This is a genomic window from Achromobacter sp. NPDC008082 (assembly GCF_042957345.1).
Classification (GTDB): Bacteria; Pseudomonadota; Gammaproteobacteria; order Burkholderiales; family Burkholderiaceae_B; genus Achromobacter; species Achromobacter kerstersii_A.
In genome coordinates, this window is record NZ_JBIBIB010000003.1 from 705,239 (window position 1) to 726,140 (window position 20,902).

Consider the following 20,902-nt stretch of genomic DNA (forward strand, 5'->3'; position numbering starts at 1 on the left):
GGTTTGCAGGCTTATAGGTTGTTGTGGGCGGCGGCCAAAGGGCCTCCGCGATTTTGAAACAGGCGTATTTTCGCATCAGTTGTAAACTCTGCCGCCATGATTATTCTCGGCTTTGAAAGCTCCTGCGACGAAACCGGTGTCGCAGCCGTATGTACGGAACGAGGTCTGCTCGCGCACGCGCTGCATACCCAGATCGCCATGCACCAGGAATATGGTGGCGTGGTGCCGGAACTCGCCTCTCGCGACCATATCCGCCGCGTCGTCCCCCTGACCCGTCAGGTGCTGGAAGAGGCGGGCCTGCAAATGTCGGACATCGGCGCCGTGGCCTACACGGCCGGCCCGGGGCTGGCGGGCGCGCTGCTTGTGGGCGCGAGCGTCGCGCAGTCGTTCGCGTGGTCGCGCCATCTGCCCGCCATCGGCATCCATCACCTGGAAGGGCATCTGCTGTCGCCCATGCTGGCCGACCCCCGGCCCGACTTTCCCTTCGTGGCGCTGCTGGTGTCGGGCGGCCATACGCAGCTGATGCGGGTGGACGGCGTGGGCCGCTACGAATTGCTGGGTGAAACGCTGGACGACGCCGCGGGCGAAGCCTTCGACAAGTCGGCCAAGCTGATGGGCCTGGGCTACCCCGGCGGCCCCGCGCTGGCCAAGCTGGCGGGCCAGGGCGACGCATCGCGCTTCGATCTGCCCCGGCCAATGCTGCACAGTGGTGACCTGGATTTCAGCTTCAGCGGCCTGAAAACGGCGGTGCTGACGCGGGTGAAGGCGGCGGAAAAGGCGGGCGGGCTGGACGACCAGACCCGCGCCGATCTGGCGGCGGCCACGCAGGGCGCGATTGTGGATGTGCTGGCGGCCAAGGCCATCAAGGCGTTGAAGCAGACCGGACTGCGCCGGCTGGTGGTGGCGGGCGGGGTGGGCGCGAACCAATTGCTGCGCGCCAAGCTGGCCGCGGCCCTCAAGCCCTTGCGCGCCCAGGCGTACTTTCCGCCGCTGGAACTGTGCACCGACAACGGCGCGATGATTGCGTTTGCGGCGGCCGAACGGGTCAAGGCAGGCTTGGTGACGCTGGACCCGGATGCGCACAGCTTTACGGTAAAGCCACGCTGGGATTTGGCTGATATCGCGTAACGGTAGGCAATAGCGGTCAGCAAAGGCAGCCGGCAAAGGCAGTCGGCAACAAGGCAGCCGGAAAAGGCCGGCGAATGCAGCCGGCAACATAGAAAAAGGCGGCCATGCCGCCTTTTTCATCGAAAATCGCGTCTCGGAAGACCGCGCTTATTTTTTCTTGCCGCCGCCGATTTTGCTTTCGGTGCCTTGTATCAGGCGGGTGATGTTGGCGCGGTGGCGGTAGAACAACAGCACGCCGATCACCGCCAGCGCGATGCCCATGGCGGGCTGCGCATACCAAGCCAGCCCTGAGCCGAACACGTAGTACACGGGCGCAAAGAACGCCGCCACCAGCGAGGCCAGCGAGGAATAGCGGAAGAAAATGGCAATGATCAGCCAGGTGGCCGCGGTGGCCACGGCCAGCCAGGGCTGAATCGCCACCAGCACGCCCAGCGCCGTCGCAACGCCCTTGCCGCCCTTGAAGCCCAAAAACACGGGGTACAGGTGGCCGACAAAGGCGGCCAGCGCCACCAGGGCCAGGCCAGCGGGAGCGATGCCCGGCGCGAGCCTTTCGGCCAGCCAGATCGCGAACCATCCCTTGGCGGCGTCGCCCAGCAAGGTCAGCGCGGCGGCCGTCTTGTTGCCGGTGCGCAGCACGTTCGTCGCGCCAGGGTTCTTCGACCCGTAGCTACGGGGGTCTTGCAGCCCCATCAGCTTGCTGACCACTACGGCGAACGGCACGGAGCCGATCAGGTAGGCCAGCAGGATGAGCGCAGCGGTGAACGCCAGGGAGGGTTCGGTAATCGCCATGGAAAGGGAGTCCGTTGTTGTCGTAATGGCGCGGATTCTACCGCGCCCGGGGGCGGCTCTGGGTACGGGTTATCGAGCGTGGCGTCGGCGCCCGCTTGTCGCAGGCAGTCATACAGGGTCCGGCTGCGGACGGTACAATCCGACACGTCCACGCGCGTTTTATTTTCTTTCGGATGCACAATGCGAATTCTGGTTTCGAACGATGATGGTTACTCGGCCCCTGGGCTTGAAGCGCTGGTTGCCGCGCTGGAAGGCCTGGGCGATCTCACCGTCGTTGCGCCCGAGACCAACCACAGCGGCGCCTCGAACTCCCTCACGCTGAACCGCCCCTTGTCGGTGCGTACGGCGTCCAACGGCTTCATCGCGGTCAACGGCACGCCGTCCGACTGCGTCCACGTGGCGCTGACGGGGTTGATGGATACGCGGCCGGATCTGGTCGTGTCCGGCATCAACAACGGCGCCAACATGGGCGACGACACGCTCTATTCGGGCACCGTCGCCGCCGCCAGCGAAGGCTATCTGTTCGGCATCCCCGCCATTGCGTTTTCGCTGGCCGAAAAAGGCTGGGAACACATCGACTCCGCCGCGCGCGCCGCCCGTCTGGTCGTCGAACGCCATCTGGCCAAGCCCCTGGCCGCCCCTGTCTTGCTGAACGTCAACATTCCCAACCGCCGCTTTGACGACCTGCACGGGTTCGCCGTGACGCGCTTGGGCAAGCGGCATCCGTCGCAGCCCGTGGTGCGCACCACCACGCCGTACGGCGATACCGTTTACTGGATCGGCCCCGTCGGCTTGGCGGCCGACGCCACCCCCGGTACGGATTTCCACGCGGTGGAGCAGGGCATCGTGTCGGTGACGCCGCTGCGGCTGGACCTGACGCAGCACAGCCAACTGGATGAAATCCGCACTTGGGCAGAGCCGCTATGCGTAAACGCGTAAGCCAACCTGACGTGTCCCAGGCCGTGCCGGGCCGGCCCAGCCCGGTCCGCTACGACTCGGGCCGCCTTGGCCCGGGCATCACGGCCACGAACAGCAACACGCGTATCTCTGCGCCCACCTTGCAGCGTCCGGCGCAAGCACCCGCGCCTGCGGCCGGCAGCAACCTGGGCTTGAACTCCGACCGCTTGCGTCAGGCCATGGTGCAGCGCCTGCGCGGCCAAGGCATCAGCGACGAGCGCGTGCTGAACGCCATGGCCGCCGTGCCGCGCCATCTGTTCGTGGACGAGGCCTTGGCCAGCCGCGCCTATGAAGACGCGGCGCTGCCCATCGGCCATTCGCAAACCATCTCGCAACCGTGGGTGGTGGCGCGCATGATTGCCGCCGCCTGCGAAGACCGCGCACCCACGCGCGTGCTGGAAGTGGGCGCCGGTTGCGGCTACCAGGCCGCGGTGCTGGCGCAGTTCGTGCGCGAGGTCCATTCCATCGAACGCATCCGTGGGCTGTACGAGCTGGCGCGCGAGCATCTGCGCGCTTTGCGGCTGACGACAAGGATTCGCCTGATCTATGGCGATGGCACCTTGGGCCTGCCCGGCGTGGCGCCGTTCGATGCTATCGTTGTGGCTGCCGCTGGCCTGGCCATTCCGCAAGCGCTGCTCACGCAGCTTGCGCCTGGCGGACGCCTTATCGCCCCGGAAGGGGGCACGAACCAGCGCCTGGTGCTGATCGAACGCACGGGCGCGGCCAGCTGGAAAAGAACGGAATTAGAGGCCGTGCGCTTTGTGCCGCTACGCGCCGGAATACAATCTTGAGCAAACAGGAGAAACGTATGCTCAACGGGCAGTCGCAACTGACCGCTATGACTATGGGCGCGTCCATGACGCGCCTTCGCCGTCCGCTTTTTATTGCGGGGGCACTCAGCCTGGCCATATTGGCGGGCTGCGCATCAAAAGGAACTCGCGCTCCGGTGGTCGACATGACCGGCGGGCAACCTGCACCGACGGCCGCGCCCGGTGGCAGCTATGTGGTCAAGCCGGGCGACACGCTCTACAAGATCGCCCGCGCCAACAACGTGGACATGGAAAGCGTCAAGCGCTGGAACAACCTCAGCGATCCCAACCAGATTTCGGTTGGCCAGGTGTTGAAGATGTCGGCCGGCAGCGGCGGTGGCGCGCAGTCGGCGCCTATCGCTAGCGCCAAGCCGCAGCCGCGTCCGCTGGATCAGCAGCCCGACGCGCCGGTCGCGTCGTTGCCGCCTCCGGACGCCACGCCCACGCCGGCGCCCGCTCCCGTTGACACCAAGCCCGCCCCGCGCGCGGCGGACGCCAACGTCATCAACTGGGCATGGCCCGCTAATGGCTCGATCGTGCAAACGTTCAACGCCAGCAGCAAGGGTATCGATATCTCCGGCGCGCTGGGTGACCCGGTCACCGCCGCAGCCGATGGCCTGGTCAAGTACAGCGGCAACGGCGTGCGCGGCCTGGGCAACCTGATCATCGTTGAACACCAAAACGGGTTCATCACCGCCTATGCGCATAACCGCGCCTTGCTGGTGAAGACGGGCCAGAACGTCAAGCGCGGCGCCAAGATTGCCGAACTCGGCCAAAGCGACACCACGTCGCCGCGCCTGCACTTCGAGATCCGCCGCCAAGGCACGCCGGTTGACCCGATGCAGTACCTGCCCACCAAATGACGCCGACCCTGGTATTCGACCTTGAAACCATCCCTGATGCCGATGGGCTGCGCAAGCTCAACGGCTGGGGTCCCGAGGTCCCTGATCAGGAAGTAGTCGAGCGCGCGCTGACGGCGCGCCGCGAAGCCGTCGGGCACGACTTCCTGCCGCTGCATCTGCACAAGGTGGCGGTGGTGGGCTGCGTGTTTCGCGACGACCAGGGTTTCCGCGTCAAGACGCTGGGCCAGCCTGATGATCCCGAAGCCGCCTTGCTGGCCGGTTTTTTCAAGACCATCGAACGCTATACGCCCAAGCTGGTGAGCTGGAACGGGTCGGGTTTCGACCTGCCGGTTCTGCATTACCGCAGCCTGATCCTGGGCGTGCCTGCGCCGCGCTATTGGGACATGGGCGAAGAAGACCGAGACTTCAAGTTCAACAACTACATCGCCCGCTACCACACGCGCCACGTGGATTTGATGGACGTGCTGGCCAAGTACAACGGCCGCGCCAACGCGCCGCTGGACGACCTGGCCAAGCTGTGCGGCTTTCCCGGCAAGCTCGGGATGGACGGGAGCAAAGTGTGGGAAGCCTGGAACACGGGCCGCGCCGACGAGGTCCGCGCCTATTGCGAAACCGATGTCGTCAACACCTGGCTGGTCTATTGCCGCTTCCGCTTTTTGCGTGGCGAACTGGACCGCACGGGCTACGACGCCGAAGTTGCGCTGGTGCGCGACACGCTGTCGGCTAGCGACGCGCCGCATTGGAAGGAATACATGGCGGCGTGGGACGCCACCTGATCCGTTAGCGGGGGAAGTCAGAATTCTGCCGTCAGCAGCGCGAAGCAGGAAGCACGCATCGCCAAGCACGGGGCCGTCATGGCCCCGTCTTCACGTCTGGCGCAGACGCAATCGACTGAAACATGGGCGGCAGGCACGAAACCTGGTTGAAACCAGGCGGACCGCACAATGGCCTCGCTTTCTTCACTTTCAGGAGACACACATGTCCCGATTCGCGATTCGCACCAATTTGGCCGCTCTTGCATTTGTCGCCGCGACGAGCGCTCTGGTGGCGGGCTCCGCCGTGGCCGCACCGCCGCCTCCCGCTGATGGTGGCCCCGCCGCCATGCAGCACCACGGCCCGCGCGGCGAGTTCCATAAGGGCATGCGCGACGGCTTGTTCATTCCCGGCCTGGGCCCCGTGTCCAAGGCGCAGGTTGACCAGCTGAAGCTCGACGACAAGCAGCAGGCCTTGTTCAAAACCGCGCAGGACGGCCAGCGCAGCTTGCATGACGCCATGCGCGCCGCCGGCGCCAAGCGCCATGATCTGCTGAAGTCGCAGCTGGACAGCAACAAGCTGGACCCGCGTGCGCTGGCGACGCAATCCGAGCAGTCGCGTGATCAATTCAGCACGCAGGCCAAGCAGGTGCGCGACCAATGGCTGGCCGTTTGGGACAGCCTGAACGATACGCAGCGCGGCCAAGTGACGAAGATCGTCAAGGAACGCGAAGCCAAGATGCAGGAACGTCACGCCAAGATGGAAGAGCGCCATGGCAAGGGCCGCGGTGGTATGCCCCCGCCGCCGCCTGCCGGTGACGTGCCCCCGCCGCCTCCGCCCGCAGCGAACTAAGCCCGCTGGCGCCCGCTGCCGCCTCGTTCGGCAACGTCAGCCCGCCAACACCCGCTGCCTGAACGGCAGCGGGCAAGGCCCGCCCAGCCCCGGCCATGCCCCACGCATGCCAGGGCTTTTTTTATCGGCCCCCGCGGCCACCCGTTCCTACGCACCCGGGACCCTATTTCGCCCGATGAACCACGTTGGCGCGGATTCCCCGTTTTGATGCATCCGCCCACATCGCCACGCCGCCGCTTGCACGCTTCTGGTGCAGGGCCGCAAAAATTCAACGCGCTGCAAGCCGTTTGTCACCGGGTTGAAACCTGGCACGGACATTGCTTCATGGAAAGTGAGCCGGTAATAACCGCTGCAAAGCCGGTCAGATGGATGCGCCACAGGCCGTCCTCCTCCTCGTTAAATCCGATCAGGACTCCGCACCATGAAGAAGACGTTGCTAGCCTTGCCTTTTGCGCTTGCCGCTTGTTTCGCCTCGACGGCTCAGGCCGAACCCACCGATCTGGGGGGCGGTTTTTCGCTCAGCGGTAACGCCACCATCGCCAGCGACTACCGTTTCCGCGGCTACTCTCAGACGGACTTCCGGCCGGCCGTGCAACTGGGCATCGACCTGACCCATAGCTCGGGCTTCTACCTGGGCAACTGGAACTCCAACGTGTCCAACTTCGTCTTCACCGACGGCAATCTGGAGATGGATTTCTACGGCGGCTGGAAGGGTGACGTGGGCGGCGGCTTCACGCTGGACGCCGGGGTGCTGCACTACTACTACCCGGGTTCGAGCTCGCCCAAGGGTGGCAACTACAACAACACCGATCTTTATCTGGGCGCGTCTTACGGCAACTACTCGCTGAAGTATTCCTACACGCCCAGCGACTTTTTCAGCACGCCTGACAGCAAAGGCACCTGGTATCTGGACGGCACCGCCACGTTTGATCTGGGCGACGGCTGGGGCTTGCTGGGCCACTTGGGCTATCAGAAGCTGAAGAACCAAACGAACATGGACGGCGATTCCATTGGCCACTACGTCGACTACAAGCTCGGCGTGACGAAGGACTTGAAGGGCTGGGTACTGGGGCTGGCCGCCGTGGGCGCCACCAAGGACAACTGGCTGCCCACCAAGTACGGCCACCCGTCCGGCCGCCTGGGCGCCGTCTTCTCCGTCGCGCGCTCGTTCTGATGTGAAATCCGTGGCGGCGCTTTCATCGGCGTCGACCTTTGGGGGGATTGATGGAGACTGCCTGATGGGGCAGTCCCCTTCAATTCCCCTTTTTTTATTCTGAACATCCGCGCCCGGTTTGCGGGAATCCCGATAATTGCCTTTAATGGTCGCGGCCGCGACGCCGCGCACACGCGTTTTGCGCGGCGTCGACGCATGTCCGCCACCGTGGCGGCAGGCTATTCAAGGAGCTTCGAGCGCAGTGACCATCGATTTTGAAGAATCAATCAAGCCATTTTCCTGGACGGAATATGAAGGCAGCTATTCGGTAATCCTCACCGCGGGGGAGTACAAGGCCGAAGTCTTCAGGCGCAGAAGGGAAGAGGGCTTTTTGGGTACCGGTTACGACTGGGTGTCGTTGGCGGTAGTCTTCCTGAACGAGAAGATGCCCGAACTTTCTGATCAGATCGATTTTGATCCCGAAGCGGATACCTTCTGCGCGTATTCGGAGGACAGCGACGCCCTCAAGGCGTTTAGCCTGGCATTCAAGGCCGCGTGCGAAGACAAACGCCTGGTGCAAGATCTGTTTTCGCGCGCCGAGCTGGATTGATTTTTCGAAGCGGGCCAAACGAATGGGGCAGCCGACTATCTCGATGATTGAAACGCGCTTGTTGCGGCAGTTTGTCGCCGTTGCTGAAACCTTGCATTTCAATCGCGCGGCGCAGCGGCTGCATATGGCGCAACCGCCGCTTAGCCAGGCCATACGCCGTCTGGAAAGTGAAATCGGCGCCACCCTGTTCGAACGCACCAACCGCAGCGTCGCGCTCACGCCCGCAGGCACGGCGTTTTTGGAATCGGCCCGCCAAATTCTGGATTCGCTGGAATCAGGCGTGGCGCACGCGCGGCGGGTGGCGCAGGGCATGGATGGGCATCTGACGCTGACGTTCATCAACATCGCGCCTTACCCGTCGCTGCTGCGCGCGCTGCGCGACTTTCGCAACGCTTACCCGGCCGTCGCGTTCACGCTGCAAGAGGCCACCACGCAGGAGCAGGTGCAGGCGCTGGAGGCCGGCCGGGCGGATATCGGCTTCATGCGCGCGCCAGGGGCCACCACGCCCAGCCTGCAATTCAAGACCTTGCTAAGCGAGCCCATCCACGTGGCGTTGCCGGCGGCGCATCCGCTGGCGGCCGCCGCCGTGGTGGAGCTGGCCGCCTTGAAACACGAGCCCTTTGTGGCGTCGCCGCGTCGGCTGGGGCAGGGCTTTCACGATCAGTTGATTCAGCTTTGCCAAGCGGCGGGTTTCGTTCCGCGCGTGGCGCAAGAGGCCCGGCAGTTGCAAACGGTGGCCGCGCTGGTGTCGGCGGGCTTTGGCGTGGCGCTGTTGCCCGCGTCGCTGGCCCAGCCGGGGCGGGGCGATATCGTGTTCCGGCCCATTGCGGTGGATGCGCCTGCGCCGATGCAGCATTTGGATCTGCTGATGGCGTGGAATCCGGGCCGGGATTCTCCAGTCCGCGATCGCCTGATCGACGCGATTCTCCCCATCAAATAAGACGTTTTTCGTCTTATTGATCCACAAATAATATATTTTACGGCGTGAGGGCATTTCCTTAACCTCGGCATTCCTGTTGCTGAGCCGGGATGCGCCATGCCTGTTGCTGTCTATTTGTTTTCCGTTTGCACGTTCGCATTCGGCCTGTCTGAATTTGTGGTGGCGGGGCTTGTGTCCGCCATGGCCGATGGCTTGCACGCCCGGATCGAGGCGGTGGGCAGCGCCATCGCCGCCTACGCCTTTGGCGCGGCCATTGGCGCACCCTTGATCACCGCGCTGGTGTCCCATTGGCGCGACCGCCGCATTCTGGGCTGCGCGATGGCCGTGCTGGCGATGGGCAGCGCGTTGATGAGCGTGTCCGCCACCCTGCCCATCTTGCTGGTCGTGCGATTTGTCGTGGGCTTGGCGCATGGCGTGTTCATGGCGGTAGCGTCCGATGCGGCCACCCGGCTGGTGGACGAGGCGCGCGCGGGCAGGGCGGTGGCGGTGGTGTGGATCGGCCTGACCCTGGCGCTGGCCTTGGGCGTGCCGCTGGGCACTTTTCTGGGCAGCGTCTGGTCCTGGCGCGTGGTCTTTGCCGCCATCGGCGGGCTGGCGCTGGTGGGGATGGCAGGCTTGTGGTGGTGCATGCCCGCCAACGACGCCGGCGCGCAATCGCCGCAAAAGCGGCCGGGCGCCTGGGCGGGTTTGCGGGCCATCGCCCACCCGCGCATGCTGATGACAGCTGGAGTGGGCGCGCTGGTCAGCGTGGCGACGTTCTGCTTCTTCACCTTCATTTCGCCTTACCTGCTGCAACTCTCGGGGGCAGACGTCACCTGGCTCAGCACCGCGATGCTGCTGTTCGGGCTGTTTTCCATTGCCGGCAACCTGCTGGGCGGTTATCTCGTCGACAAAATGGACCCGGACCGCGCCGCGCTGCTGGCGCTGACAGGGCTGGCCGCCACTTTGCTGGGGCTGTACCTGGCCCGGCATTCCGCCTGGATGGTGGCGGGGCTGGCGGGGGCGCTGGGGCTGGTGTTTTTCTGCATCGTGACCGTGCTGACGCTGCGCCTGTTGAAGCTTGCGCAACGCCACGCGCCGCAATCCACGGCGGTAGCGGCGGGCCTGAACATTGCCTCGTTCAACCTGGGAACCGCGGTGGGCGGCGGGCTGGGCAGCCTGACGATCGCCTGGGCGGGGCTGCCGGCGCTGCCCTTGATGGGGGCGGTGGCGGCTGGGGCGGCGATGGTGGCGGTATGGCTGCAATCGTCTCAGCGCCGCGTCCGGCAAGCCACCTGACCCCCAGTGCAGGGCGCGGTGCTCCGGCCCTCTCAAAGACCATTTCCGTGAAAGCCCGGAGTCCTTTTACAATCATGGGTTGCGTGTAATTCTGGACTGCGTGAGATGTCAGACGTTTTGAGTATCGAGTCCCTGGATCTGGAAGCCAGGGGGATCGCCCGCCGCGACGGGAAAGTGGTGTTCGTGGAAGGCGCTTTGCCGGGCGAGCGGGTCACCACCGTGACGCTGCGCCGCAAGCCGTCCTATGAGATTGCGCGGGTGGACGAAGTGTTGCGCCCGTCGTCGCAACGGGTTGCGCCGCGCTGCCCGCACTTTGGCGTCTGTGGCGGCTGTGCCATGCAGCACCTGGAGCCCAGCACGCAAGTGGCCATCAAGCAGCGTTCGCTGGAAGACACCTTCTGGCACGTGGGCAAGCTGCGCCCGGCGCTGATTCTGCCGCCGTTGCAAGGCCCGACCTGGGGCTACCGCTATCGCGCGCGCCTGTCGGTGCGGGTCGTGCCGAAGAAGGGCGGCGTGCTGGTGGGCTTTCACGAGCGCAAGAGCAGCTATGTGGCCGACATGCGCGAATGCCATGTGCTGCCGCGTCACGTCAGCGACTTGCTGATGCCGCTGCGCGCGATGATCGGCTCGATGTCCGCGCCCGACCGCATGCCGCAAATTGAAGTGTCGCTGGGTGAAGGCGTGACGGCGCTGGTGCTGCGCCATCTGCTGCCGCTGACCGACGGCGACATCGCCATCCTGCGCGCTTTCGCCGCCGAGCACAACGTGCAGTGGTGGTTGCAGTCCAAAGGTCCGGAAACCGTCCATCCGCTGGAGCGCGAACACGACGACACGCTGTGCTACACGATGCCGGAGTTCGGCCTGCGCATGCCGTATCGGCCCACTGACTTCACGCAGGTCAACCACGCCATCAACCGGGCGATGGTGTCGCGCGCGTTGAAGCTGCTGGACGTGCAGCCCACTGACCGCGTGGCCGACTTGTTCTGCGGCCTGGGCAACTTCACCTTGCCGCTGGCCACTCAAGGCCGCGAAGCCGTGGGCGTGGAAGGCAGCAAGGCGCTGACCGACCGCGCGTTTGACGCCGCATCGCGCCATGGCTTGGGCGACCGCACAAGCTTCGCCACGCTGAACCTGTTTGAAGTGGATGCGCATTGGCTGCGCAGCCTGGGCTACTTCGACCGCATGCTGATCGACCCGCCGCGCGAAGGCGCGCACGCCGTGTCGCAGGCGCTGTCGGAATTGTCGGCGGAAGAACGGCCGCGCCGCATCGTCTACGTGTCCTGTAACCCGGCCACGCTGGCGCGCGATGCCGCCATCCTGGTGCATGAAGGCGGCTATGTCTTGAAGAGCGCCGGCGTGATCAACATGTTCCCGCACACGGGGCATGTGGAATCCATCGCCGTGTTCGAATCGCTGGATGCCGCGGGCGTTGCCGAAGTGAAGGAACGTGCCCGCCAGCGCGCCATCCAGGCCGCGGCGGATGCTGCTGCGGCGGAAGAAGCCAAGGCTGCCGCAGCGGCAGAAAAGGCGGCGTCCAAGCAAGCGGCAACGGATGCGTATCACGCGCGCGTTGCGGCGGAAGCGGAGGAAGCGCAACAGGCTGAACAGGCCGGGCAAGCCACGGGCGAAGTGCAGAGCTAGTCCGATGCAATCGGGCCGGTCGCAATGCCGGCCCGTTGTAATGCATTGTCCCGCCGGGAAAAACCCGGCTGAAGGCATGCGCCGTAGTCTTATTTCGGCTTAGTCTTAGTTCGGCTCAGTCATATTTTGGCTCAGTCTTATTTCGCCTTAGCCTTAATGCGACTGCCCCAGGTTCTCAAGAATCGGGCAATCCGGGCGGTCGTCGCCATGGCAATTCTGCGCCAGATGCTTGAGCGTAGCCGCCATATCGCGCAGGGCTTGCGCCTTGCGCTCCAATTCCTTGACGTGTTCCAGCGCAATGCGCTTGACGTCGGCGCTGGCGCGGCTGCGGTCTTTCCACAGCGCCAGCAGCTCGTTCATCTGCTCTACAGAAAAGCCCAGGTCGCGCGCGCGGCGCACGAAGCGCAGCGTGTGCAGGTCGTGGTCGCTATACACGCGGTAGCCCGAGTCCGTGCGCACGGCCGGGCCGATAAGGCCGATGCTTTCGTAGTAACGGATCATCTTGGCCGAAATGCCCGAGCTTTTCGCGGCTTCACCAATATTCATGAAGGGTCTCCGGTAGATCAGGCCTGCGCCGCGCGCGGCCGGAACGCCTTCAGGCGCAACGCATTGCCCAGCACGAACACGCTGGACAAGGCCATCGCGCCCGCGGCGAAGATGGGCGACAAGGACAAGCCGAACGCCGGGTACAAAGCGCCGGCCGCCAGCGGAATCAGCGCGGCGTTGTAGGCGAATGCCCAGAACAGGTTCTGGCGGATGTTGGCCAGCGTGGCGCGGCTGAGCGCGATGGCGTTGGACACCCCGTGCAAGTCGTCGGCCATCAGCACCACCGACGCGGCTTCGATCGCGACGTCGGTACCCGTGCCAATGGCGATACCCGTATCGGCCGCCGCCAGCGCCGGCGCATCATTGATGCCGTCGCCCACGAACGCCACCTTGCGGCCGCCTTCGCGCAGCGTGCGTATGGCGTCCACCTTGCCGTCGGGCAGCACTTCAGCGCGCACTTCATCAATGCCCAGTTGGCGCGCGACGGCGTGGGCCGTGTAGCGGTTGTCCCCGGTGATCATCGCGGTTTTCAAGCCCTGCGCATGCAGCGCCGCGATGGCGGACACGGCCGACGGCTTGATCGGGTCAGTCACGGCCATCATGGCGGCCGCCTGGCCGTCGATCGCCACGTAGATGGGCGTCTTGCCTTCATTGCCCCAATCCGTGGCGCGCGCGCCAAACGCGCTGACGTCCACGCCGCGCTCGGCCATCAAACGCGCCGCACCCGCCAGCACCTTGCGGCCGGCGACGGTGGCTTCGACACCCGCCCCGGTGATGGCGGCAAAGCCGTCGGCAGGCAGCAGTTCCATCTTTCGTTCCGCTGCGGCGGCCACAATGGCCAGCGCAATCGGGTGCTCGGAGCGCGCCTGCACCGATGCCACCCATTGCAGCACCTCGTCGCCATCATGGCCCGCAGCGGGTTCCAGTTCGGTCAGCGTGGGCTTGCCCAGCGTCAGCGTGCCGGTCTTGTCAAAGGCCACCACGTTCACGTCACGCAGCGTTTGCAAGGCATCGCCCTGGCGGAACAGCATGCCCATGTCGGCCGCGCGGCCCGTGCCCACCATGATGGACGTGGGCGTGGCCAGCCCCATGGCGCAGGGGCAGGCAATGATCAGCACGGCGACGGCGTTCACCAGCGCATGCGACAGCGCGGGCGAGGGCCCCAGGAAAAACCAGGTCAGGAAAGTGAGCAGAGCGGCGGCCATCACGGCGGGCACGAACCAGGCGGTGACCTGATCGACCAGCGCCTGGATGGGCAAGCGCGCGCCTTGGGCCGCTTCCACCATGCGGATGATGCGGGCCAGCATGGTGTCGGCGCCGGTGTGCGTGACGCGCAGCGTGAAGCTGCCCGATGTGTTCAAGGTGCCGCCCGTGGCTTGCATGCCGGGCTGCTTTTCAACAGGCACGGGTTCGCCGGTCAGCATGGATTCGTCCACGTAGGACGTGCCTTCGATGATGTCGCCATCCAGCGGAATCTTTTCGCCCGGCCGCACGACCACGATGTCGCCCGTTTTCACTTTTTCGATTTCCACATCCAGCGCCTGGCCATCCCGCATGACGCGCGCCGTGCGCGGTTGCAGGCCGATCAGGCGCTTGATGGCGGCGCCGGTCTTGCCCTTGGCGCGCGCTTCCAGCATGCGGCCCAGCAAGATCAGCGTCACGATGACGGCGGCGGCCTCGAAGTAGACGTTGCGCGCCGCCTCGGGCAGCCAGTCGGGGGCGAAGGTCGCCACCACCGAATAGCCCCACGCCGCGCCCGCGCCCAGCGCCACCAGGGAATTCATCTCGGGCGCGCGGCGCCACAAGGCAACAAACCCCTTGGTGAAGAAATGGCGGCCGGGCCAGACCAGCACGGCGGTGGTCAGCACAAATTGAAGCAGCCAGCTGTTTTGCTGGCCGATATTGGCCAGCACCCAATGGTGCATGGCGGGAATCAGGTGGGAACCCATTTCCAGCAGGAACACCGGCAAGGTCAGCACCAGCGCCACGGTGAAGGCGCGCTGCAAGCGCTGCGCTTCGGCGTCACGGGCTTGGGATTGGCGTTCGGCGTGATCGTCCTGCGCGGCAATGGGCCGGGCTTCGTAACCCATCTTGATGACGGCGTCGACCATCGCTTGCGGCTGGGCCGAAGACGGGTCATACGACACCAGCGCGCGTTCGGTCGCCAGGTTGACCTGAGCCAGGGCAACGCCGGGAACGTGGGTCAGGGCCTTTTCCACGCGCTTGACGCACGACGCGCACGTCATGCCTTCAATGGCAAGTTCCAACTGGGTGGTTGAGGGGCTGGCAACGCTCATGGCTGTTCTCGTTTTGGTGAGGAGGTTGCAGTGTCATCCTTCCCATGGTGGGAAGGTCAAGCGGTATTCTACGCTTGACCTTGCCATGATGGGAACGTTTAAAGTGCGCGACATGGCGTGGAAAAACCGTCCCGCCACCCTGAAGACCTTACGGAGAAAAACGATGAGCATCGAATTCCAAGTGCCTGACATGACCTGCGGCCATTGCGTGAAGACCATCACGGGCGCGGTGAATCAGGCGGCCCCCGGCGCGACCGTTTCCGTGGACTTGCCCACGCACCGCGTGACCGTCACGGGGACGGACCAGGCCGACAAAGTCGAAGCCGCCATTCGTGACGCGGGCTACGAGCCGGCGCGCGTGTAAGCCCGCGTGTAAGCCGCGCGTGTAAGCCTTAGCGCTGCCCCGCTGGGAAAGCGGTTTATGATAGTTCGTCTTTTCCAGCGGTTATTTGTTCATTGCAAAAAGCTATCGATCAATTTAGTTAATTAAATTTGATTAATCGATAGCTGGGATTTATCATTCTTTCCATGGTGGTTACACAAACCCCGCTACCCAAGGAGAGATTTGAATGCTGCAAAACCGCGAAGGCCAACGTGTTCCGAACGTAACGTTCCCCGTCCGTGAAGACAACACGTGGAAGAAGGTCACGACCGACGATCTGTTCAAGAACAAGACGGTTGTCGTCTTCTCGCTTCCCGGCGCTTTCACGCCGACCTGCTCGTCCACCCACTTGCCGCGCTACAACGAACTGGCTCCCGCGTTCTTCAACGCCGGCGTTGACAGCATCGTCTGCGTGTCGGTCAACGATACGTTCGTGATGAACGAATGGGCCAAGGACCAGGAATCGGCCAACATCACGCTGCTGCCCGACGGTAACGGCGCGTTCACCGAAGGTATGGGCATGCTGGTCGACAAGAGCGACCTGGGCTTCGGCAAGCGCAGCTGGCGCTATTCGATGCTGGTGAAGGACGGTGTCGTCGAAAAGATGTTCATCGAACCGGAAAAGGAAGGCGACCCGTTTGAAGTGTCGGACGCCGACACGATGCTGGCTCACATTGCCCCGACGGCCAAGAAGCCCGACCAGGTGGTCGTGTTCTCCAAGCCGGGCTGCCCGTTCTGCGTGGAAGCCAAGGCGCTGCTGGATGAAAAGGGCTACGCCCCGATCGAAATCCCGCTGGAAAACAAGGTCCGCGGCCGTGTGATCGGTGCTGTGTCCGGCAAGGGCACCGCTCCTCAGGTGTTCATCAATGGCGCGCTGATCGGCGGCCTGGAAGACCTGAAGGCGCACTTCGCAGCCTAAGTCAGTCAGCCAGTTTGTCAGCCGGGCAGGGGAGCATTCCTTGCCCAACTGGCGGCAACGGGGCGGCGCAGGTTCGCCGCCCCGTTGCCGCCAGGCTGAGGCTGATACGCATTGAAGCTGACCAAGTTGTGCTGGCCAAGTTAAAGGCCAGCCCAGGCCGATCGAGTTTCCCTTTTTACGCACCCTTATCGCATGCCTGCTGCGGCCCCTCACGGGCGCCGCCGGACGCCGTTCGTCGCAAGGATGCGTAATAAGGCGGAACTCAAGGCGGAACTCGCCTTTTGAATCCCTGCTACCCGCAACCGATAGGGGAACCCCAATCATGAAAACTCTGCACACCGACATCGCCGTCATTGGCGCCGGCACCGCTGGTCTGGCCGCTTATCGCGCCGCGAAGGCCGCGGGCAAGCGCGCGCTGCTGATTGAAGGCGGCCCCTATGGCACCACCTGCGCCCGCGTGGGCTGCATGCCGTCCAAGCTGCTGATCGCCGCAGCCGAAGCCGCCCACAACGCCGCGCATACCGAGGCGTTCGGCGTGCACGTCAGTGGCGAGGTCTCGGTGGACGGCGTGGAAGTGATGGACCGCGTCAAGCGTGAGCGTGACCGCTTTGTGGGCTTTGTGCTGGAAGGCGTTGAGAACATTCCCGCCGAAGACAAGCTGCGCGGCTATGCCCGCTTTGTGTCCGATACGGTGCTGCGCGTGGATGAACACACTGAAGTGCATGCGTCGCGCGTTGTCATCGCAACGGGGTCGCGCCCGTCGGTGCCGCCGCCGTTCCGTGCGCTGGGCGACCGCCTGGTCGTGAACGACGATGTGTTTGCGTGGGACGACCTGCCGCGCCGCGTGGCCGTGTTCGGCCCCGGCGTGATCGGGCTGGAACTGGGCCAGGCGCTGGCGCGGCTGGGCGTGGATGTGCGCGTCTTTGGCGTCAGCGGCAGCCTGGGCGGCATCAGCGACCCGCAAGTGCGCCAGTCCGCCCGCAAGATTTTCCAGCGCGAGTTCTATCTGGACCCGGACGCGCGCGTGCTGGAAACCACCCGCGTGGGCGACGAAGTGGAAGTGCGTTATGTCACGCTGGACAACAGCGAACGCACGGAACGCTTTGACTATGCGCTCGTGGCCACGGGCCGCCGCGCGAACGTCGACGGCCTAGGCCTGGAGAACACGTCGCTGGAATTGAATGCGCACGGTGTGCCGGTGTTCGACCGGGAAACGATGCAGGCGGGCGATTTGCCCATCTTCATCGCAGGTGACGCCAATGCGGATGCGCCCTTGTTGCATGAGGCCGCTGACGAAGGCCGCATCGCAGGTGAAAACGCGGCGCGCTTCCCCGAAGTGCGCCAGGGCCTGCGCCGCGCGCCGCTGGCGGTGGTGTTCTCGGACCCGCAAATTGCCTTGGCGGGGCAGGGTTATGGCCGGTTGATCCCGGGCACCTTCGTGGTCGGCGAAGTGGACTTCAGCGATCAAGGCCGTTCACGCGTCATGCTGAAGAACAAGGGCATGCTGCATGTGTACGCCGACATCGCGTCGGGCCGCTTCCTGGGCGCCGAGATGGTGGGCCCGAGCGCCGAACACATCGGTCACCTGCTGGCCTGGGCCGTGCAGCAGGAACTGACGGTGGCGCGCATGCTGGAAATGCCGTTCTACCACCCGGTGATCGAAGAAGGCCTGCGGACCGCGTTGCGCGACGCCGCGGCGAAGCTGGCTCGGGCGCAGGAAGCGTTGCGCAGCGAGGCGGCGGAGCAGGAAACCGCTTGATGGCGATGGGGCGCGCGCGATCGTCGTATCGCGCGCCCTCCATCAGCGCCGTCCATCAGCGCCGTCCATAAAAAAAGCCGCGATGAAAATCGCGGCTTTTTTTCGCACAAAACCCGTCAGTCGTCCGACTGCTTCTTCGGCACGGGGAACGGATTCTCGCGGTATTGCAACGTAAAGCCCGCGCGTTCGTCCTGCCCCAGTTCGCGGGCCAGGTACGGCATCGCTTGCTTTAACCCTTCGTGCAAGGTCCACGGCGGGTTGATCAGGAACATGCCGCTGCCGTGCAGGCCGTAGCCGTCAATCGTCGCCTTCTTGACGGTTAGCGTCGCGTGCAGCCAGCTCTTGACCTTCAGGTTTTCAAAATGGCGGGCCATTTCGCTGGCTTCACGGCGTTGCACCAGCGGATACCACACGGCGATCGTACCGGTGGCGAAACGCTTGATGCATTCCTTCACCGTGATCAGCGTGCGGCGGTAGTCGTGCTTGTCTTCGTACGATGGGTCGATCAGCACCATGCCGCGGCGCGTCGGCGGCGGCAGCAGGGCTTTGACGCCTTCGAAACCGTCGTCACCGTAGATGGTCGTCTGGCGTTGAGCCGCACGGCCCTGGTGTTCCAGGTTGACGACCAGCGTGTCGATTTCGGTCGGGTGCATTTCAAACAGGCGCAGCCGGTCCGACGGGCGCATCACGTCCAGCGCCAGCCACGGCGAACCGGGGTAGCGCTTCAAGCGGCCATTGGTGTTGTAGTCGCGGATGCGGGCCACGTAGTCGGCCAGCAGCGGCGGCAAGTCCTTGGCCTCCCACAGGCGGCCGATGCCGTCGACGAACTCGGACGTCTTGTTCGCCCAGTCGCCGTCCAGGTTGTACAGGCCGGCGCCGGCGTGCGTGTCCACGACCCAATAGGGCGCGTCTTTTTTGTTGAAGTAATCCAGGGTGTGAACCAGGATGGCGTGCTTGAGCACGTCGGCATGGTTGCCGGCGTGAAAGGCGTGGCGGTAACTGAACACGGGGCGTTCTGCCTCAGGCGGCCGGCCGGATCGCGGCCAGCTCGTCGGTGAAAATGCCGTCAATACCCCAGTCCAGCAGCAAGCGGGCGCGTTCGGGGTCGTTGACGGTCCAGGCCGCGATCCGGTAGCCGGCGGCATGCACGGCGTCGATCAGTTCGCGGGTAGCGTCTTTCTGGTTGATGTTCAGGGCGACGCAGTCGTATTTGACCAGACGTTCGCGCCAATCGGCCGGCACCTTTTCCACCAGCAGCGCGCGCGGGATCTCGGGCGCCACTTCCAGCGCGGCTTGCAGCGCTACTTCGGCGAAGGAAGACAGCAGCGGAGGCGTGCTGGCGCCTGCCCACAATTGCTTGCAGGCCAGCGCCACGGCGGCGCCGGTTTCGGCTTCGCGGCCGGGGCAGGGCTTGATTTCGACGTTGCTGGCGATGTGGTTGGCGACCGTGTAGCGGGCGACGGCGGCAAACGTGGGCAGCGGTTCGCCGGCGTAGGCGGCCGAGTGCCAACTGCCAAAGTCCAGTTGCGCCAGTTCGGCGTAGGTTTTGTCCGCGGCCGGGCCTTGCCCGTTCGAGGTGCGATCGACGTTGTCGTCGTGCATCAGCACCAGCACGTTGTCGCGGCTCAGCTTCACGTCGTATTCAAACATTGTGAAACCGTGCTCGGCGCCCACGCGCATGGCGGCCAGCGTGTTCTCCGGAGCCAGACGGCCGCCACCGCGGTGCGCGATGTAACGGGAATAGGGCCAGGACGGGAGTTTTGCGGTCATTTTGGTGTTGCTTGGGGTTCTTATGGACAGGGTTGCAAGGATACTCCTTCTTGGGGGGCGATTTGCCGCCCGGCCCCGACGGGCCGCGGCGGCGGAAAGCGGCTTACTTGGCCGGCACCTTGTCCTGCGACACGTCCATGATCATCCGGCTGGCCAGATACAGGCGCGGCACGATGCTGTTGATCTGGATGTATTCCGCATCATTGGAGTGCGCGCCAAAGCCGCTCAGACCCATGCCTTCGATGACCGGGCCACGCGCCTTCAAGGCCGCAAAGGCGGCATCGGTGCCGCCGCCGCTGGCGCGGTCAACCACCTTCATCGGCAGGTCCAGCTCCTGGTAGATCTTCACGCCGTGCTGCGCCAGCGCGCGCGACGCTTCGGTGGCTTCCAGCGGCGGGCGGCGTACTTCGAACTTCACGCTGACCTTCGATTCCGGCAGCAGCTTTTTCTGCACGCGCTCTTCCAGCGTGCGCGCCAGGGCGTCGAAGTCCGACACGCGCAGCGCGCGGGCGTCGGCTTGGGCGGTGGCCTGGCCAGGAATAACGTTGCGGTTGGTGCCGGCTTGGGCGACCGTCCAGTTCAGCTTCAACCCGTCTTCGGGCTTGGACAGCTTGTCCAGTTGCAGCAGCTGGTGCGCCAGTTCATAGAGCGCGTTCACGCCGCCCTCGGGGCGGGCGCCCGCGTGCGAGGTCTTGCCTTGTACCGTGAGGTAGGCTGCGCCGATGCCACTGGTGGCCAGCGTCAGGCGGGGTTCCACACCGCCGCCTTCAAATGAAAAGATGGCGTCCTGGTCGGCGCCCAGGCGCGTGATGGTGCTGCGGGCGCCGGGCGAGCTGATTTCCTCATCGCCGTTGATCAGCACGGTCAAGGTGCCGAAATCTTTGAAATCCAGCTTTTGCAGGAGCGTCAGCGTGTGGATGATGGTGGCCACGCCGTGCTTGTCGTCGGCGATGCCCAGGCCGTAAGCCTTGTCGCCATCCACGCGGAACGGCTGGTCTTTCAGCATGCCGTTGCGGTAGACCGTGTCCATGTGGGCGATCAGCATGATTTTCTTGGTGCCGGTGCCCTTGAATTCGGCGTGGACCATGGGGCCGACTTTCTCGGGGGTGTCGTCCAGCCGGAACACGTCGGTGGCCGGGATGATCTCCACCTTGCCGCCCAGCGCCTTCAGCCTGTCGCGGATCAGTTCGGCGATGCGTTCGACGCCTTCAACGTCCTTGCTGCCGGATTCGATATTGACCAAATCCCGCATGGTGTCGAGCATGCCCTGCTTTTGGGCTTGCGCGGCCTCGTGCACGGGGCCGACGGGGGCGGCTAGCGCGGCGTGAGCGCCGCCCAGAAAGGCCAGAGCCAGGCAGGTGCGCAGGACGTGCAGGCGGGGGGAGGTGAGTGGCATGAATCGAACCCTTTAACTGTTGCGTGGGAAAGGGGCGCCGGCGGAAGTCGCGGCGTCGGG

The 20,902-nt window shown here is 64.7% G+C and carries 20 protein-coding genes; 14 read left to right on the top strand and 6 right to left on the bottom strand.

Annotated features, from left to right (window positions below; all coding sequences use genetic code 11):
- The first annotated feature begins 96 nt into the window (after positions 1–96).
- Entirely contained in the window at positions 97–1,128 is a 1,032-nt protein-coding gene (gene tsaD / locus ACFZAI_RS15355; RefSeq protein WP_391567661.1) for a tRNA (adenosine(37)-N6)-threonylcarbamoyltransferase complex transferase subunit TsaD, read from the top strand.
- Between the two features lie 147 nt (positions 1,129–1,275).
- Here the strand turns inward: tsaD and plsY are convergent, their stop codons facing one another.
- On the bottom strand, positions 1,276–1,917 hold the full coding sequence (gene plsY, locus ACFZAI_RS15360) for a glycerol-3-phosphate 1-O-acyltransferase PlsY (RefSeq protein WP_391567662.1): 642 nt from the start codon (positions 1,915–1,917) through the stop codon (positions 1,276–1,278).
- Positions 1,918–2,097: 180 nt separating this feature from the next.
- Here plsY and surE point away from each other — a divergent pair, with 180 nt between their 5' ends.
- The 10 genes from surE to rlmD all read left to right on the top strand — a co-directional run bounded on the left by surE (position 2,098) and on the right by rlmD (position 11,773).
- Positions 2,098–2,856 carry a 5'/3'-nucleotidase SurE gene (gene surE, locus ACFZAI_RS15365; protein ID WP_054421778.1) on the top strand — a complete coding sequence of 253 codons (759 nt, stop codon included), beginning with the start codon at positions 2,098–2,100 and terminating at the stop codon, positions 2,854–2,856.
- Positions 2,841–3,665: a protein-L-isoaspartate(D-aspartate) O-methyltransferase gene (locus ACFZAI_RS15370; RefSeq protein ID WP_391567663.1), complete on the top strand. Its 825-nt coding sequence runs from the start codon at positions 2,841–2,843 to the stop codon at positions 3,663–3,665. Before surE ends, ACFZAI_RS15370 begins: the two co-directional genes overlap by 16 nt.
- Before the next feature lie 17 nt (positions 3,666–3,682).
- Entirely contained in the window at positions 3,683–4,546 is an 864-nt protein-coding gene (locus ACFZAI_RS15375; protein WP_391567664.1) for a peptidoglycan DD-metalloendopeptidase family protein, read from the top strand.
- Positions 4,543–5,322, top strand: a complete 780-nt coding sequence (locus tag ACFZAI_RS15380; protein ID WP_054421784.1) for a 3'-5' exonuclease — start codon at positions 4,543–4,545, stop codon at positions 5,320–5,322. The genes ACFZAI_RS15375 and ACFZAI_RS15380 overlap by 4 nt, the downstream gene beginning before the upstream one ends.
- A 202-nt stretch (positions 5,323–5,524) precedes the next feature.
- Complete coding sequence (locus tag ACFZAI_RS15385; protein WP_391567665.1) at positions 5,525–6,151, top strand: hypothetical protein; 627 nt, start codon at positions 5,525–5,527, stop codon at positions 6,149–6,151.
- A gap of 421 nt (positions 6,152–6,572) precedes the next feature.
- The gene (locus tag ACFZAI_RS15390; RefSeq protein WP_391567667.1) at positions 6,573–7,325 is read left to right on the top strand and encodes a TorF family putative porin; all 753 of its coding nucleotides are present in this window, start codon (positions 6,573–6,575) and stop codon (positions 7,323–7,325) included.
- A gap of 241 nt (positions 7,326–7,566) precedes the next feature.
- The gene (locus tag ACFZAI_RS15395; RefSeq protein ID WP_391567668.1) at positions 7,567–7,914 is read left to right on the top strand and encodes an Imm51 family immunity protein; all 348 of its coding nucleotides are present in this window, start codon (positions 7,567–7,569) and stop codon (positions 7,912–7,914) included.
- Positions 7,915–7,936: 22 nt separating this feature from the next.
- A complete protein-coding gene (locus tag ACFZAI_RS15400) occupies positions 7,937–8,854 on the top strand; it encodes a LysR substrate-binding domain-containing protein (RefSeq protein WP_391567669.1) in 918 nt (305 codons plus the stop codon).
- A 96-nt stretch (positions 8,855–8,950) separates the two neighbouring features.
- Positions 8,951–10,132, top strand: coding sequence for an MFS transporter (locus ACFZAI_RS15405; protein ID WP_391567670.1), 1,182 nt, complete (start codon positions 8,951–8,953; stop codon positions 10,130–10,132).
- Positions 10,133–10,237: 105 nt separating this feature from the next.
- A complete protein-coding gene (gene rlmD, locus ACFZAI_RS15410; protein ID WP_391567672.1) occupies positions 10,238–11,773 on the top strand; it encodes a 23S rRNA (uracil(1939)-C(5))-methyltransferase RlmD in 1,536 nt (511 codons plus the stop codon).
- A gap of 153 nt (positions 11,774–11,926) precedes the next feature.
- Here the strand turns inward: rlmD and cueR are convergent, their stop codons facing one another.
- Complete coding sequence (gene cueR / locus ACFZAI_RS15415) at positions 11,927–12,319, bottom strand: Cu(I)-responsive transcriptional regulator (RefSeq protein WP_391567673.1); 393 nt, start codon at positions 12,317–12,319, stop codon at positions 11,927–11,929.
- Positions 12,320–12,336: 17 nt separating this feature from the next.
- Complete coding sequence (locus tag ACFZAI_RS15420; protein ID WP_391567674.1) at positions 12,337–14,616, bottom strand: heavy metal translocating P-type ATPase; 2,280 nt, start codon at positions 14,614–14,616, stop codon at positions 12,337–12,339.
- Between the two features lie 163 nt (positions 14,617–14,779).
- On the opposite strand from ACFZAI_RS15420, the gene ACFZAI_RS15425 reads away from it, so the two are divergent.
- The 3 genes from ACFZAI_RS15425 to ACFZAI_RS15435 all read left to right on the top strand — a co-directional run bounded on the left by ACFZAI_RS15425 (position 14,780) and on the right by ACFZAI_RS15435 (position 17,676).
- Positions 14,780–14,980, top strand: a complete 201-nt coding sequence (locus ACFZAI_RS15425; protein WP_391567675.1) for a heavy-metal-associated domain-containing protein — start codon at positions 14,780–14,782, stop codon at positions 14,978–14,980.
- Between the two features lie 205 nt (positions 14,981–15,185).
- A complete protein-coding gene (locus tag ACFZAI_RS15430) occupies positions 15,186–15,917 on the top strand; it encodes a glutathione peroxidase (protein ID WP_391567676.1) in 732 nt (243 codons plus the stop codon).
- A gap of 322 nt (positions 15,918–16,239) precedes the next feature.
- The gene (locus tag ACFZAI_RS15435; protein WP_391567677.1) at positions 16,240–17,676 is read left to right on the top strand and encodes a dihydrolipoyl dehydrogenase; all 1,437 of its coding nucleotides are present in this window, start codon (positions 16,240–16,242) and stop codon (positions 17,674–17,676) included.
- Between the two features lie 116 nt (positions 17,677–17,792).
- Here the strand turns inward: ACFZAI_RS15435 and ACFZAI_RS15440 are convergent, their stop codons facing one another.
- The 3 genes from ACFZAI_RS15440 to ACFZAI_RS15450 all read right to left on the bottom strand — a co-directional run bounded on the left by ACFZAI_RS15440 (position 17,793) and on the right by ACFZAI_RS15450 (position 20,842).
- Positions 17,793–18,683, bottom strand: coding sequence for a 23S rRNA (adenine(2030)-N(6))-methyltransferase RlmJ (locus ACFZAI_RS15440; RefSeq protein ID WP_391567678.1), 891 nt, complete (start codon positions 18,681–18,683; stop codon positions 17,793–17,795).
- Positions 18,684–18,696: 13 nt separating this feature from the next.
- Positions 18,697–19,446 (bottom strand): glycerophosphodiester phosphodiesterase, encoded by a 750-nt coding sequence (gene ugpQ, locus ACFZAI_RS15445; RefSeq protein ID WP_391567679.1) that lies wholly within the window; start codon positions 19,444–19,446, stop codon positions 18,697–18,699.
- A gap of 103 nt (positions 19,447–19,549) precedes the next feature.
- Positions 19,550–20,842, bottom strand: a complete 1,293-nt coding sequence (locus ACFZAI_RS15450) for a M20/M25/M40 family metallo-hydrolase (protein ID WP_391567680.1) — start codon at positions 20,840–20,842, stop codon at positions 19,550–19,552.
- Positions 20,843–20,902: the final 60 nt, after the last annotated feature.

Coding starts and splice junctions, on each gene's coding strand:
- tsaD (WP_391567661.1), top strand. CDS start 97: ATGATTATTCTCGGCTTTGAAAGCTCCTGCGACGAAACCGGTGTCGCA.
- plsY (WP_391567662.1), bottom strand. CDS start 1,917: ATGGCGATTACCGAACCCTCCCTGGCGTTCACCGCTGCGCTCATCCTG.
- surE (WP_054421778.1), top strand. CDS start 2,098: ATGCGAATTCTGGTTTCGAACGATGATGGTTACTCGGCCCCTGGGCTT.
- ACFZAI_RS15370 (WP_391567663.1), top strand. CDS start 2,841: ATGCGTAAACGCGTAAGCCAACCTGACGTGTCCCAGGCCGTGCCGGGC.
- ACFZAI_RS15375 (WP_391567664.1), top strand. CDS start 3,683: ATGCTCAACGGGCAGTCGCAACTGACCGCTATGACTATGGGCGCGTCC.
- ACFZAI_RS15380 (WP_054421784.1), top strand. CDS start 4,543: ATGACGCCGACCCTGGTATTCGACCTTGAAACCATCCCTGATGCCGAT.
- ACFZAI_RS15385 (WP_391567665.1), top strand. CDS start 5,525: ATGTCCCGATTCGCGATTCGCACCAATTTGGCCGCTCTTGCATTTGTC.
- ACFZAI_RS15390 (WP_391567667.1), top strand. CDS start 6,573: ATGAAGAAGACGTTGCTAGCCTTGCCTTTTGCGCTTGCCGCTTGTTTC.
- ACFZAI_RS15400 (WP_391567669.1), top strand. CDS start 7,937: ATGGGGCAGCCGACTATCTCGATGATTGAAACGCGCTTGTTGCGGCAG.
- ACFZAI_RS15405 (WP_391567670.1), top strand. CDS start 8,951: ATGCCTGTTGCTGTCTATTTGTTTTCCGTTTGCACGTTCGCATTCGGC.
- rlmD (WP_391567672.1), top strand. CDS start 10,238: ATGTCAGACGTTTTGAGTATCGAGTCCCTGGATCTGGAAGCCAGGGGG.
- cueR (WP_391567673.1), bottom strand. CDS start 12,319: ATGAATATTGGTGAAGCCGCGAAAAGCTCGGGCATTTCGGCCAAGATG.
- ACFZAI_RS15420 (WP_391567674.1), bottom strand. CDS start 14,616: ATGAGCGTTGCCAGCCCCTCAACCACCCAGTTGGAACTTGCCATTGAA.
- ACFZAI_RS15425 (WP_391567675.1), top strand. CDS start 14,780: ATGAGCATCGAATTCCAAGTGCCTGACATGACCTGCGGCCATTGCGTG.
- ACFZAI_RS15430 (WP_391567676.1), top strand. CDS start 15,186: ATGCTGCAAAACCGCGAAGGCCAACGTGTTCCGAACGTAACGTTCCCC.
- ACFZAI_RS15435 (WP_391567677.1), top strand. CDS start 16,240: ATGAAAACTCTGCACACCGACATCGCCGTCATTGGCGCCGGCACCGCT.
- ugpQ (WP_391567679.1), bottom strand. CDS start 19,446: ATGACCGCAAAACTCCCGTCCTGGCCCTATTCCCGTTACATCGCGCAC.
- ACFZAI_RS15450 (WP_391567680.1), bottom strand. CDS start 20,842: ATGCCACTCACCTCCCCCCGCCTGCACGTCCTGCGCACCTGCCTGGCT.